Annotated in this window: 13 protein-coding genes and 1 tRNA gene; 10 read left to right on the top strand and 4 right to left on the bottom strand. The window is 44.5% G+C overall.

Annotated elements, in window-relative coordinates; all coding sequences use genetic code 11:
* Positions 1-56: 56 nt before the first annotated feature.
* The 4 genes from VK497_03655 to VK497_03640 are packed head-to-tail and all read right to left on the bottom strand — an operon-like array spanning position 57 to position 5,143.
* The gene (locus tag VK497_03655) at positions 57-770 is read right to left on the bottom strand and encodes a hypothetical protein (protein HMI09463.1); all 714 of its coding nucleotides are present in this window, start codon (positions 768-770) and stop codon (positions 57-59) included.
* Positions 767-2,713 carry a glycoside hydrolase family 15 protein gene (locus VK497_03650; protein ID HMI09462.1) on the bottom strand — a complete coding sequence of 649 codons (1,947 nt, stop codon included), beginning with the start codon at positions 2,711-2,713 and terminating at the stop codon, positions 767-769. The genes VK497_03655 and VK497_03650 overlap by 4 nt, the downstream gene beginning before the upstream one ends.
* Positions 2,706-3,935 (bottom strand): glycoside hydrolase family 57 protein, encoded by a 1,230-nt coding sequence (locus tag VK497_03645; protein ID HMI09461.1) that lies wholly within the window; start codon positions 3,933-3,935, stop codon positions 2,706-2,708. Before VK497_03645 ends, VK497_03650 begins: the two co-directional genes overlap by 8 nt.
* Complete coding sequence (locus tag VK497_03640) at positions 3,932-5,143, bottom strand: glycosyltransferase family 4 protein (GenBank protein ID HMI09460.1); 1,212 nt, start codon at positions 5,141-5,143, stop codon at positions 3,932-3,934. Before VK497_03640 ends, VK497_03645 begins: the two co-directional genes overlap by 4 nt.
* Positions 5,144-5,330: 187 nt before the next feature.
* Here VK497_03640 and VK497_03635 point away from each other — a divergent pair, with 187 nt between their 5' ends.
* From VK497_03635 to VK497_03590, 10 genes are all read left to right on the top strand, one after another.
* Positions 5,331-6,290, top strand: a complete 960-nt coding sequence (locus tag VK497_03635; GenBank protein ID HMI09459.1) for a mechanosensitive ion channel domain-containing protein — start codon at positions 5,331-5,333, stop codon at positions 6,288-6,290.
* Positions 6,291-6,351: 61 nt separating this feature from the next.
* A tRNA-Trp gene (locus tag VK497_03630) sits at positions 6,352-6,426 on the top strand.
* Positions 6,427-6,723: 297 nt separating this feature from the next.
* Entirely contained in the window at positions 6,724-7,593 is an 870-nt protein-coding gene (locus tag VK497_03625) for a hypothetical protein (protein HMI09458.1), read from the top strand.
* Positions 7,590-10,139, top strand: a complete 2,550-nt coding sequence (gene metG / locus VK497_03620) for a methionine--tRNA ligase (GenBank protein HMI09457.1) — start codon at positions 7,590-7,592, stop codon at positions 10,137-10,139. The genes VK497_03625 and metG overlap by 4 nt, the downstream gene beginning before the upstream one ends.
* Before the next feature lie 233 nt (positions 10,140-10,372).
* Positions 10,373-10,741 carry a hypothetical protein gene (locus VK497_03615; GenBank protein HMI09456.1) on the top strand — a complete coding sequence of 123 codons (369 nt, stop codon included), beginning with the start codon at positions 10,373-10,375 and terminating at the stop codon, positions 10,739-10,741.
* Positions 10,742-11,291: 550 nt separating this feature from the next.
* Positions 11,292-11,891 carry an HAD-IA family hydrolase gene (locus VK497_03610; GenBank protein HMI09455.1) on the top strand — a complete coding sequence of 200 codons (600 nt, stop codon included), beginning with the start codon at positions 11,292-11,294 and terminating at the stop codon, positions 11,889-11,891.
* Positions 11,892-12,006: 115 nt separating this feature from the next.
* Positions 12,007-12,240, top strand: coding sequence for a hypothetical protein (locus VK497_03605; protein ID HMI09454.1), 234 nt, complete (start codon positions 12,007-12,009; stop codon positions 12,238-12,240).
* 30 nt (positions 12,241-12,270) lie between these two features.
* The gene (locus tag VK497_03600; GenBank protein ID HMI09453.1) at positions 12,271-12,801 is read left to right on the top strand and encodes an NUDIX hydrolase; all 531 of its coding nucleotides are present in this window, start codon (positions 12,271-12,273) and stop codon (positions 12,799-12,801) included.
* Between the two features lie 75 nt (positions 12,802-12,876).
* Entirely contained in the window at positions 12,877-13,383 is a 507-nt protein-coding gene (locus VK497_03595) for an NUDIX domain-containing protein (protein HMI09452.1), read from the top strand.
* A gap of 88 nt (positions 13,384-13,471) precedes the next feature.
* The coding region (locus tag VK497_03590; protein HMI09451.1) for an HAD family hydrolase at positions 13,472-13,940 on the top strand (469 nt) is incomplete at its 3' end.

Raw genomic sequence — 13,940 nt, 5'->3', positions numbered from 1 at the left:
TAAAACTCCTCGATATATATCGAGGAGTTTTAGATTTCTAATTACAATAACCCGTACTAACTATTAACCTTAGGCATCAACCGCATATCCACCGATTGCGCCAACCAAATACCGTACTTCAACATCTTCTCTAACAGCGCCTGCGTCGTTCGTTGATCCTCAGCGTACAAGTACAAGCATCCATCTGCAATTTCGAATGTCATACTGCCAAAATGGTCGCCAATTGGCTTTGTCAAAGTTTCGTTAAAAAGCTGAGACGCGTTCTGCATTTGATCCGGAGCGCTGTATAAAGCGTATCGATCAGAAAACACTTTGTCATGTGAGCCGTAACCCTCTAGCGGTATCTTGGTCAGATGCGAAAACTTTGTAAATAAATGAGCATAAAAGGTTGGGCTATGGCTATGAAGTCCCAGAAATATATGTGGAAGATCAAATGTCGTATGCAGATCAAACGTCATAATAATCCAGTTGTGTATCTTCGTTGATTTACCTGGAAAACGAATCGTATCACGACGCTCTACGAAAGTAATATCATAGCCTTCGAACGTACCGATGCAATAGTGGTTGTCGCGGTGATTGGCCGAAAGTGTCAGTCCTCGTACCAACCGATGCTCATCGCTCCGTTGGTCAACGTACCCAAAATAAACAAGGCCGACTTTCTCGGCAAACTGGGTAATGACTCGTCGGTGCAGCTGTGCTTGAATAACACTTGCTGGAACAAGCCGGTTAAGCATTCGTTTGCTCTTATTTTTTATATCTTCAGATTTCACCGCTTTTTCTTCTCTGTAATAGTATCCAGAAGCGTAGCCATGTATTCAGCGTGGCTCCAGGTAAGCGGCTCGACAGATATCGGGGTTTCATCAACTGGGCTTAATTGCTCAGCCAACATGCCCGTGCTACTTGCGTGGTCCTGCACCCAGCCTAAAATCCTATTCGCAGCGTCTGTTTCACCTGTTTCGATGTAGTACTGCGCTAGCCATAGTGAAGAAATAACCCACCAGTTGCCCGTTACCCCAGGGTTTACGCGGCGATAATTATCATTTTCGTAACGGGGAAGTCCGATTGCGCCACCATCAACACCGAATGTTCGGGTAAGTGTCGCAACGCTTGCGGTGAGTTCTTCGCTTCCGACAGGGAATAACCCGAACATAAATGAGCCGAATACGCTCGATAGGTCAAATGTATCGTCGTATTCAATCTGTCCGTTTTTGACAATAAGTCCCTTATAGAATGCCTGACGGCTATGGTTGTATAGATGTTTATGAGCAGCTGTTAGAATATCATCCGCAGCTGAGCGCCATTTTACAGCATTGTCTCCATCCTCAGCGATCTCGGCAAGGTCTGCAGCCGCAAGAAGCGCCGCATAAACGACAGAGGTCGTGTATGTCGTAGTGAGGAACGACTCTTCCCATAGGTCATAGCTTGGTTTCGGTAAGCCCGTTGTTTCGTCGATATAGCTCGCCAAAAAGTCAGCCATTGGCAGTACCATTGGCTCGTAAAACTCGCGTAATAGTCGTGAACTCGGGTGCAAGTTATAAAACTGCGCGAACACAAACAAAACGAGTGCTGTCTCGTCTTCCTGAATTGGCGGAGCCTGAACACCGTCATGCACGTATGGATGCCAGCTGCTTCCTAAAGCACCATCTGCTCGATATTTGTGCATCAAAAAGCCGCTTGGGTGAAGTCCGCGCCTGCAAAATTCAAAGAAGCGATGGGCTTCGTCTTCGTAACCCATTCTAATTAGCGGCCACAGTACGTACGCGCCGTCACGAGGCCAACAATACGCGTAGGCGTCGCGCGAATAGTTAAGCATGGTCGTATCCGTACTAGCAATTACCGCACCACGCTTGTCAATCTGAGATTTAACGATCATGGTACTACGAATAAAGTTTTCTTGTTGTTCAGGGGCGATTTTTTCAGCTACCAACAGGGCGGGCTTTAGCCACTCACGCCACCACTCGGCAGTACTATGCAGTCGTTTTAAAACGCCATCTGCGCGGACTTGCTTGTGAATATATAATGCTTCACGCGTAGAGGTACCTGCAGCAACCCAGTAGTGCACGCGTTTTGAGCTAAGAGCGTCGATCTCTAATTTAAATCGAATCACCGAATCAACCCGGCCATGCTCTACATTACTCATACTTAGATTACCGTCATCGGCATCACGGTAGCTACCTTCGTAACCCTCGATACCGAATAACCCGATCGTGTGCTGGTCAAACGGTTGGTCCTCTGCTTGTCCTGAGATAATAAACGCACGGCGGCCGCGGTAATGCAAAATTGAATCACTGTCTGGCAAATACTGTGCGGTATCCGTATTGCTACGTGCATCGCCGATAACAAATGCCTGGTGCATAAATAGTCTAATTTCACGCGCCGTATCACGTAAATTTATCACATGAATATTACGCATAAATGCACTCATGTGTGCGTCGACAACATCATCAAATTCTAATAAAATCCCCATTTGTTCGTTTTTTGCCATCGTATGTCCGATAAGAGCCCGGCTAGGGTAATGGAATTTAAATGTCCACGAGCCATCGTCTAGCCAGCTAATCTGCCCGTCAATCCAAACGCCTACTCGATGCCGAAGCGAATTACCGGCCGCATGATCTTCTAGTCCTACGTAGGGAAAGTAGAAATCATGAACAAGACCGAATTTATTAATTCCGACATGCAGTTCGCCATTACTTAGAACGATAGGTCTAGCCATGTAGCCCCCTATGTCCATTATGCTCCATCATTCGATAACGCACATCACGAAGCGCGTTCATAAAGTAAAGGAACGCATCATATGGTGACTCGTACGGGCTGAAATAGGCATGTACGTCACCGTCTGTAAACCATTTGGTACACATATAGTAAACATGGTCTGAGGTCTGAAGCGTTCGCCAATCATGAATAAGAGCCACGTCACCGCTACGGATAATGTCTTCCTCGAGAGCATACAAATGCCGTAAGGCCTCTTGCTGCATACTATTGCCTAACCATGCAGTAAGGTCACGCTCGCTGTCTGCCCAGGTCACCGTGTGTGGCATGCTGATCGTATGTTCGGCCGGGCTAGCATCGATTGCTTCACTGACCGTGTAAAACGTATGGTCAGGATTTTGCAACCATTTGCCGATGAAACTTTCAAAGAAGTCAAAAATACCCGTATCTGCCCATTGATGCTCACCGAATGTTTCGTAGTCCATAAACAGATTGATCAGTGGACTATCCGTAATTGAGGCGTTTGCCCATTCGCTATAGGTATCAGCTGTTAGTGGCCACTGTTCCCATGCTTTATTACTAAACCTAAATGCTAGGTCATCGCTTAGGCGATAGTTTTTCAAAAGTAAGCTGATATTATCAGTGCCGTGTGGCTTATAGACATGGTTTGGACTTCGCCATTCTAATATTGGATCCCATCCTTCAGCTAAAATACCCTTAAACCCATAGCGATCTGCCCACTGGGCTAGTTCATCGTTATATGCAAGTTCAGTATTACGGAACACTGATGTCTCGACACCGAATAATTCGCGTATTTTATCACGATGAATTTCGACTTGACGCTCAAATTCTTCGCGGCTGTAAAAAAAGGCAAGTGAGTGATAATACGTTTCTGATACGATTTCAACCTGACCAGTATCAACTAGGCGTCTAAAGCTATCTAGTACGTCTGGCGCCCATTTTTCAGCTTGTTCAATAAATGTACCGGTGATACTTAGTGAAACTTTAAATTCTGGATACTGTTTGAGCAGTTTTTCAAGCAGCGCATTCATCGGCCGGTAAGATTTGTCGGCAACTTTGCGAAGAACCCGTTCGTTATTGCGATCGGTATTTTGATCTTGTTCGTCAAAGTAATCATGGTGAGTTGCCGTATCAAAAATACTATATTTTCGTACACGCCATGGCTGATGAACGTGAAGATAGAGTGTTATGCCTCGCTTGCTCATGCGACTGCCTTTCCGACCGCACGGTGATACATCTTCATACACTGTGCAGCAACGTCGTTCCATGAAATCCGCGCATACTCGTGTTTAATATTCGTCCGCAGATCGTGCGAAAGGGCAGGAGAGGTCGCAATACCAACAATCTGGTCAGCCAAAACATCTGTGTCCCAAAAATCATACCGAAAGATACTATGAAGAATCTCGCCAACACCAGATTGACGAGTGACGATTACAGCCGCATCATGATGCGCTGCTTCTAGCGCCGTTAAGCCGAATGGCTCGCTAACCGAACTCATGACAAAAATATCCGCGACATTGTAAGCGTCGCGCCATTGCTTACCGCGAACAAAGCCAGTAAAGAATACCCTGTCGGCGATACCCAAATCGGCGCTTAATCGCATTAGTTCGTCGCGCTGTTCACCGTCACCGGCTAATAAAAAGACAAGTTTATCGTGTTTCTCAGACGCCCGTGCGGCTGCGCGGATAAAATGCGTCAGACCTTTTTGGATCGTAAAACGCGTTACCGTCGTAACGACCGTATAGCCTTCGTTTTTTAGCGCTTCGAGGTATTTGTACGTTCGGCGGTCATAATCGTAATCACCTAGACTGGCGACATCAATTGCGTTATATACGACTTCGATTTTATCCTCTGGAATACCGTATTTTTGCATAATAATACTTTTCGTAATGTTACTCACTGCAATGATCCGGTCGGCCATCATTAATCCCTGGTATTCAATCTCGTGCACAATCGGATTGCCGAATTTTTCACCCGAACGGTCAAACTCAGTTGCATGAACATGAACAATCAATGGTGCGTCTGTCAGTTCCTTGGCGCGCATACCAGCTTCCATCGTTAACCAATCGTGTGCATGAATTGCGTCAGGCTTTTTATCCTTAACCATGCGTTCAACAAATTGAACGTAGCGTTTTTGGACACCGCGCATGTCTTTTAGGTCGTCGCCATCCACTTCGTCTAGTTCAATCTTACGAAGGTACTTGCTGTCATACGCGCCCATTAGCCCGTAGCGATCAAGTGGACCAAGTCTTGTCGCGGCATGAATCGTCATGAATTCCGTTTCTGGATGGTGGGCAGAATAGGGCACGACAAAATCAATCTCCGCACCCTGCAAAGCAAGTGCCTTAGACATGTGGTAACATGCCACTCCTAGTCCACCACTATTGTGAGGCGGGAGCTCCCATCCGAGCATAAGTATGTTCATACCGCTTGTTTACGGACACTCCGTCCGAACGCTCCTTTTTATTGGTTCATTAGTTGTTATTATAGGGCGACGCTTATGGTTTTACAACCATATTTACACCTACGCGGCCTTATTTATATTTTTGCTGTGCATAACTAGCCAGAGCCGATCGTTTTTTATCTGTTAATACGTTAGAATGATGAGAGTGTTCAGTGAAAAAAGTATCAACAATTTTTTGAACGAAGTCCAAGCGTTCCTTTTTCAGCCAAACGCACTCCGTTCGGTGCTTATTTTAATTATCTCGCTTATCGCAGCGTATTGGATAAGTAAATATCTAGCAAAGCTCATCGTCAAGGTAGCGCAGATCGTTGCCACGCATTCAGATAACGAATCGAATGATGATCGTGCCATTCGTCTGCGCCAAGTCGAAACGTACTTAAGCGTTACCATAGCAGTTGTGCGTGCCGTTACCGTAGCAGTCGTCGGCTACATCGCATGGCGCGTATTTAGTCCTGCATCTTCTTCAAGTAGTGCGGCGGCTCTTGGTGCTAGTGCGTTCTTTGTCGTGTTTGTCGGACAGACACTTGGCATGCTGCTACGTGACATTACCGCTGGCGCAACGATGATCATTGAACGTTGGTTTAACGTTGGTGATTTTATCAAAATAGAACCTTTTGCCGACGTAACAGGTGTCGTTGAGCGTTTTACGCTTCGATCGACCAAACTGCGCAGCCTTAGTGGTGAGATCGTATGGATACATAACCAACAAATGATGGCCGTTCACGTTACCCCGCGCGGCGTCCGGACAATGGCAGTTGATCTATTCGTGCATGACCGTGAAGCTGGTGAAAAAGTGATTCGGAAGATTATTAACACCGTGCCGACAGGCCCAATGATGTTAGCCAAACCACTTCGTATTAAAATAACAGAAAAATGGGACGATGACCTATGGCGTATTACCGTCGAAGGGCAGATGCTACCTGGCCGCGAGTGGCTGGTAGAAAAGTACTTCGTTAACTCGCTAAAAGCGATCGAGGAAGACAAAAAATACGGCGAGCGGATTATTATTCACGAACCAATCGTGCGATGGGCTGATCCCGAAGCAGATCGCCGCTTTAAACGTGCAGTCCGTATCAAAAAAGACAAAAGCCAGTAGATATTGTCTACTAGTTTAGTTTTATTCTGGTATCTGTTACAATGAATAACGTTACACGTCTAGGGGCGTAGTACAACGGTTAGTATATGGGTCTCCAAAACCTAGGATCGTGGTTCGATTCCACGCGCCCCTGCCACGAAATTATTGATTCATCAAATTTCAAAATTACCTCTGTAAAATGAGGTATTTTTAGTTTGGTTATTAGGTAGGGGTAACAGGTCAACCAAACTTTTTAATTCTAGCACTCATTGACAAATTTGCTATTTCAGTAACATCTAAGTTATACTCATCTTATATGACAACTAACACCCGCACTATGATGGACATGATGCCCTACTCACTAGGCGGACTTTTCGTGTCATAAAATAATTATTAGCAATTGACATTACCTCCGCCTTCAGCGGAGGTTTTTTAATTTCAAAGGAGAAAGAATATGTCACAAATAATAGGAAGTATCATTACGGATTGTGCGGATGATAACGCTCGTGCTCGCCAGGAGTTACGGTTTGCCAGCTTGTTCGGCGTGAAGCCAACATTTCTCGGCGTTAGAGCCGTTGCTCCTGATGTAGAGGCTGCGGGTAACCTTATTGACCAACTTGGTGCTCTCACAAACTTACCCGCATCAGCAAGCCACAATGAAGCGATTATACTGGTCAATGTTGCCCCTCGTGGCGACAAGGTCAAGAAAAAATGGAACAATGGCACGCCATTTTGCTACTTTCGTATTGGTAATGTACTAGTAGTCAGTACCTACGCTGGTCGGGCTCTAAGTTTGGCACAGGAATATGGTCTTGTTAAATCTGTTGAACTCCTCGATATGCCCACGGTCACCGCGGCAGCTGTTAAATGGGGTGAGATCACTCAAAATCAGGCTGAACGAATTAATCACACACAGTTCCGTAGTTTAGAGTTCCTACCACTCGTCGCCTACTGGCTCACGCAAAAGAAACCTGTTCCATCAAAGACACAAGTCCTAGAAGAACAACACGATATTCACGGCAAAGTCTGGTGTATAGATAACTTTGGTAATGCCAAAACGACACTACGGCCGGAAGATATTGATTTTACAGAAGGCAAAGCCCTCGCGTTAGCAGATGGTAAATTAGCAACTTGCTATCGCCGTCTAGCGGATGTACCAAAAGACACTACGGCACTTGTTATTGGGAGTTCGGGCTATCAATCCAATCGCTTCCTTGAGGTTGTTGTTCAGTGGCAGGATAATGGCTTCCATGGAAGCGATAGTGCTAAAATTAGACATAACCTTAGCGTTGGATCGACTGTCCTAGGAGATGAATTAAGATGAAAGACCTGCCCGTAAATTCACAAGTTATTAAAGTGGCGCTTAATGATCACTCATTCTCTCTAGCCACCAAGATACGATTCCAGCCCGAATCCGAAACGACGATCGTATTCCTACATGGGCTTGGTTGCGCCAAAGAGTCGTTTGATGCAGCCTTTAGTAGCGAATCTTTAAAGAAATTCTCAATCTTAACCTTTGATTTTCTAGGATTTGGCGAGTCGGATAAGCCTGATGATTTTTCGTATTCACTGGAAGACCAGGCGGCCATTACTGTTGGGCTCATTAAACAACTATCGCCTAATAAAGTCGTGCTCGTAGCTCACAGCATGGGTGGGACTATTGGCCTCTTGGTCGCACAGCAACTAGATAATCTTGTTGATTTTATTAATGTCGAAGGAAATTTAGTATCCCAAGATTCTGGTATAGTAAGCCGTCAGACGGCTGAACAAGGAGAGGCTGCATTTATAGAGAATGGTTTTGATGCGTTTCTAAAAGGGTTGGTGGATTCAGGCCGAAAAGACTTTGCTGCGTGGGCAAAATGGTATGAAAATTCGAGTCGAATCGCAGTATATCGAAGTTCTAAGTCACTTGTAGAGTGGTCAGATAGCGGTAAGCTCATGGACATTTTTAATACATTGCCAAATAAGTTATATATTTATGGTGATGAAGAAAGCAAAGACTATCTTCTTGATCAGTTCAAAGGCGTTCAATCGTCCTGCATTCCCGAGAGTGGTCACTTTATGATGTTGGATAAGCCTGAGGTTTTCTATTCTGTAATATCCGAATATGTTGAGACCACGCCATACCAACAACCTAAAGATAACGGTACAACTCGGCACCTGATCACAAGTGCCCTGCCGTACGTCAACGGCGTCAAGCACCTAGGTAACCTGGTTGGCTCGATGTTACCAGCGGATGTCTATGCGCGGTATCTCCGACAGCGTGGAAATGATGTCCTGTTCATCTGCGCAACGGATGAACATGGCACGCCTGCCGAACTTGGAGCAAAAGAGGCAGGTCTTCCTGTAGAGATTTACTGCGAGCAACAACACGAAATACAAAGGTCAATCTATGAAAAGTTCGGTCTCTCTTTCGATCATTTTGGACGAAGTTCATCAACGCAAAATGCGGAGATTACCCAGCGGATTGCTCGTAGCCTTAATGATAATGGGTTCATTGAACAGAGGACGGTCAAACAGGTTTACTCGGTGGCTGACGGGCGATTCTTGCCAGATCGTTACATCGTTGGCACATGCCCAAATTGCGGATATGACAAGGCGCGGGGTGATCAGTGTGAGAACTGTACGCGCGTCCTAGATCCCACGGATCTGATTGATCCACGATCTGCGATAAGTGGCAGTACTACCTTGGAGGTTCGCGAGACCAAACACCTGTTCCTCCTTCAATCTAAGCTTCAAGGTGACGTCGAGCAGTGGCTCAACGATGTGGGCAGCTCCACATGGCCAACGCTCGCCTCGTCTATTGCGAAGAAGTGGCTCAAGGAAGGTCTCCATGATCGAGCAATTACTCGTGACCTCGAATGGGGAGTGCCTGTGCCAAACGACACTTGGCCAGAACTTGCGGCCGAGGGTAAGGTTTTCTATGTCTGGTTTGATGCCCCGATTGAATACATCGGAGCTACGAAAGAGTGGTCGGATTTGGCTCCATTGGAGCGTGACTGGAAATCGTGGTGGTACGCAACCGATAATGTATACTACACCGAGTTTATGGCAAAGGATAATGTACCATTCCACACAGTCATGTTTCCAGCGACATTACTAGGGACGCGTGAACCTTGGAAGAAGGTTGATTATGTCAAAGCTTTCAACTGGCTTAACTACTACGGCGGTAAGTTTTCGACTTCGCAGAAGCGCGGGATTTTTACCGACGTAGCACTCGATGTTCTACCGGCAGATTATTGGCGCTATTTCCTAATAGCGAACGCTCCCGAATCGGGAGATACATCCTTTACGTGGGAACTACTCTCTTCTGTCATTAATAAAGATCTAGCTGGAACACTCGGCAACTTTGTTAATCGAGTATTATCTTTCTCTCTTGCCCAATTTGGCGACACCATCCCAGAGAGAGGCATTGCCGGAGAACAGGAGGAACGTCTAGGCAAGGAGATCGCCCGCTTGGTTGCAGATTATGAAGGCCACCTGGATGGGCTTGAATTTCGCAAGGCAGCCCAGTCTCTTCGCATGATCTGGAGCGCCGGTAACTCCTACCTAGAGCAGAAGGCACCTTGGCTGGAGGTCAGGAACGATCCTGAAGCTGCTGCGTTGACACTCCGAACCGCGATGAACCTGATCCATCTCTACGCATTAGTGTCAGAACCTATTATTCCTGGTACCGCACGGCAGCTTCGAGACGTATTTGAAATACCTCAGGACAATCCTGATATTGATATCTCCTGGCCTATTGCCGACAAGTTGACAAACCTTAGCTGGCTACCGATTGCTACAAAATTTAAGGTTCCGGAAGTACTTTTTCACAGAATCATCGAGGAGGATGTAAAGGGCTGGGGGACACGCTTTGGTGATAGTTAGACTAGCGCAAGGTTACGCTCAAAGTCAATTATATTTAAGAGAATACTTCTTCATAACTATTCCTCATCTTTAGGTATGTCTATCGTATCGAGAAAGGATCTAATTTCATCAACGTTACAACTGGGATCATCGTTGCTAAAAGTTCGATTAACGTACTGCCACTCCTGCCACGATATTATTTCACAATAAAATAGACTTTTCGTTAAGTCTATTTTTTATGCTAAAATTTATGTATGACAAAACAAGGTGTGCCGCATGTTCAATTACAAAGTGTACGGATTGAACGTAAAGAAAAGCCAAGATTCAAAAAAACATTCGGCAAGGCTGGCACACGATGGTGGGCTGCGGTTACATTAGACTTATACGACCTAGATCGAGAAATGCCTGTTGCAGAATGGTTTTGTTTGATTGTTTGTTCGCCCGAGAATATACAAAATCCGTTAAAGAAGATCTCTATAGACAAAAACATTACGATTATTCAATCGGAATTAGATATGACACAGATTGAACAAGAGGCTAAATATAGGTTTAGCAAGGTACATCCCAAAACCTGGGATGAATTCTATGAGCAAATGGAAAACTACTTCTACTATGAATCATAGGAACAGCTTCGGCCTTTTCTTCACTAAAAGTTAGATGACGAGTCACCAGTCGTGTCGAGCACGGGCACTTCATCTTGGTGGAGTATCTTGATTCATACATTGCTTTTTACTACATTTATGATAATATAATAAATGGTGTTCTTTAATTCGAGAAACGGTAAGTCCCAGAGGGAGTTTGTACAATTAGTACGCTAAAACTTCCTCTGGGCACGTCTCAAATTCACACCTGCGCCTCCACCGGAGGCGCTATTTCTTTATAAATAAGCATCTCACCCTGGAACTGCATAGGATTTTGTTTAAAAGTTTTGTAAAATATCTGTCATTATATATTTGAGAAGTAGTAAATTTTTCTTAATTATACTTAGATCTAAAAAGACATGACGACCTAGCTATTCAATATCCTCGTCGATAAGTGCTCTAATTTCATCGACATCGCAGCGAGGGTCGTCGTCACTAAAAGTTCGATTAACGACCTGCCACTCCTGCCAAGCATAAGAACAATAGATAAAGATTTCTCCGGAAGTCTTTTTTGTTTGGTATACTGAATCGTATGATTTCTACTATTATTCTCGATGCTGATGGCGTACTTATACACGGGAAAGCCTTCTCTGAGAGACTCGTACGTGATCACGACGTTGATCGTGATAAGGAGAAAGAATTTTTTACAACCAAATTTCAGGAATGCTTGGTCGGCAAAGCTGATCTAAAAGAGTCGATTGCTCCGTATGCTGCTTCATTTGGCTGGAAAGGAACAGTAGATGAGCTCTTAGACTACTGGTTTACTGAAGAATATATACTTAACAAAGAACTCATCGAGAACGTAAAAAGCCTGCGTGATTCAGGCGTCCGGGTGGTGCTTGCGACTAATCAGGAGAAGTACCGGACTCAATATATGCTTGACCACATGGGCTTCAAGAGTGTATTCGAAAAGGTTTACTCATCGGCCCATCTCGGATTGAAGAAGCCGGCAGTTGAATTCTTTGCCCGCGTTGTAGAAGATTTGCACGTCAGCAAGGACGAGGTCTTATTTTGGGATGACGACCAGAGCAACATTGATGGTGCGCTCCAGTATGGTATTCATGCTGAATTTTATAGTAACTACGACTTGTTCCTGAAAGTGATGTCAGAAAAGTACGGTTTAGTTCTTTAAGTCGCCATCTCGGTCTTCTGTCTTGAAAGTTCGAAGTACGTCCGCTAGGGGCTGCCGTAAGCTTTTTACCTCTGTTAATTCAGAGGGTTTTATTTTTGTTTGATATGATTAAATCATGACTAAATTGACAAAACAGAAGAAGTTAACAATATCGGCTCTTGCCGTACTAATCTCAAGTCCGATACTCGCATATTTCGGATCAAAGATTATCATTGCAAGCACTTGTAACTACAGTGGCGGATTGTCATTTTGCCCATTGGGTGAGATCCCAATGGCTATGTTTATTGCACTAGGACTGTTCTTTGTAGCATCCACACTATTAATCATCGGGACGATGCGAAAGAAATAAAAGTCTTTTTTGAAATTCTTTAAAGCCGATATGATTGACTGGAAACTACTGAAATCAAAGATAGTCTTCGATAACTTTATGCAAGTGGAAGAGCGCATTTATGAATTGCCCGACGGAAAGACAAAAAATTTCTATATAAAAATTACCAATCCGTCCATTTGTGTTTTGGCACTGACCGAGGATAACAAAGTTATTACAGTAGAACAATTTCGACCTGGCCCAAACACTGTCTTAAACGAACTACCGGGTGGGTACATTGACGAAGGCGAAACACCCGAGCAAGCTACGGCACGAGAACTTCGCGAAGAAACAGGGTATGCGGGTGACATTCAGCTTGTCACTACGTGCTTTGATGACGCCTACGTCACCATGGAGCGTTCATGCTTTGTCGCTACAAATTGCAAACGCGTAAGTAATCAGCAACTCGATGATAGCGAGTTCTTAAATGTGAAACTACTTGATCTTCCCGACTTTCTTAAAATTGTACGTTCTGGCCGCATGACAGATGTCGAAGTAGCGCTACTTGGTCTCGACTACCTAGACCTCCTTAACGAAAGTTAGGTGTGTGCTTTGAGCAGTCGTAAGCACAATGAAGGAGGTTTCTATCTTTGAGACTTTTTTTGCTATTATTAATTGATGACAGAAAGACTTACACTTGTAGACGAAAACGATCAATTAATCCGTGTGGGCGACCGTAAGGAAGCATGGGCAAACGGCTATTACACTCGTAATATCCGTGTGGTACTTCGAGATCAAAATGGGCGGTTTTTGTCTCAAAAACGAAGTATGAAAAAGGACACCTTTGCTGGGATGTGGACCGTTGCCGCTAGTGGACATGTCGATGAAGGTGAAACATGGGTCGAGGCAGCCCTTAGGGAAACTAGAGAAGAAATCGGTATATCTGCTAGCCTGAAGCTTGTTGGGGATTTTATTTTTAAAAACGATGAAGGCGACAAGAAAATACGACAAATAATCCATGTCTACGAGGGGATCATAGATGGCTCTACGCAATTTGACCTAGAGGAGGATGAGGTTGAAGATATAAAATGGTATGAACTTGACGAGCTAAAATCCTTAATGCAAGAAATACCCGATAAATTCACTCCTAGTTTTAGAGAGACAATAAGCCGGTTCTATAGCTAAAAGTTGCGAAGTATATCCACGAGAGGCCGCTAAGCATGCGCAATACAGGAAAGAACTCGATTATGAGTTCTTTTGCTATACTACACTTATGCAATATAAGGTGTTATTTGTGGATTGGGACGGTACACTATCTAACTCGCGTTTTTGGAGCAGATGGAGAAACAACCCGGATGATAAGACGAGGTACGATCTTATTCAGAAAGTATTATTCACTGAAGATAAAGGAAGACATCTAGTAAAAGATTGGATGCGCGGTTTAAGAGGTTACCCTGACATCCTTCACTACGTATCAGATGCGACAGGAATTCCTTATGATAATCTTGTTAGTGAGCTCCGCTATAGTGCTGAGAATATGGAATATATAGATGCTGATTCCATAACTATCATTCAGAAGTTGAGAAACGCAGGTATAAAAGTAGTCATTGCTACGGATAATATGGATACATTTAGAAATTGGACAATACCGAGACTAAAGCTCGAAACGCTATTTGACGGTATACTCGTGTCGGATACAAATAGGGCGTTAAAGACTGATTTACATAACAATGGAACAAGTA

It is taken from the genome of Candidatus Saccharimonadales bacterium, assembly GCA_035317825.1.
Classification (GTDB): domain Bacteria; phylum Patescibacteriota; class Saccharimonadia; order Saccharimonadales; family Saccharimonadaceae; genus DATHGB01.
The sequence above is the reverse complement of the archived record's forward strand: the minus strand, read 5'-3'. Positions and strand labels throughout refer to the sequence as shown.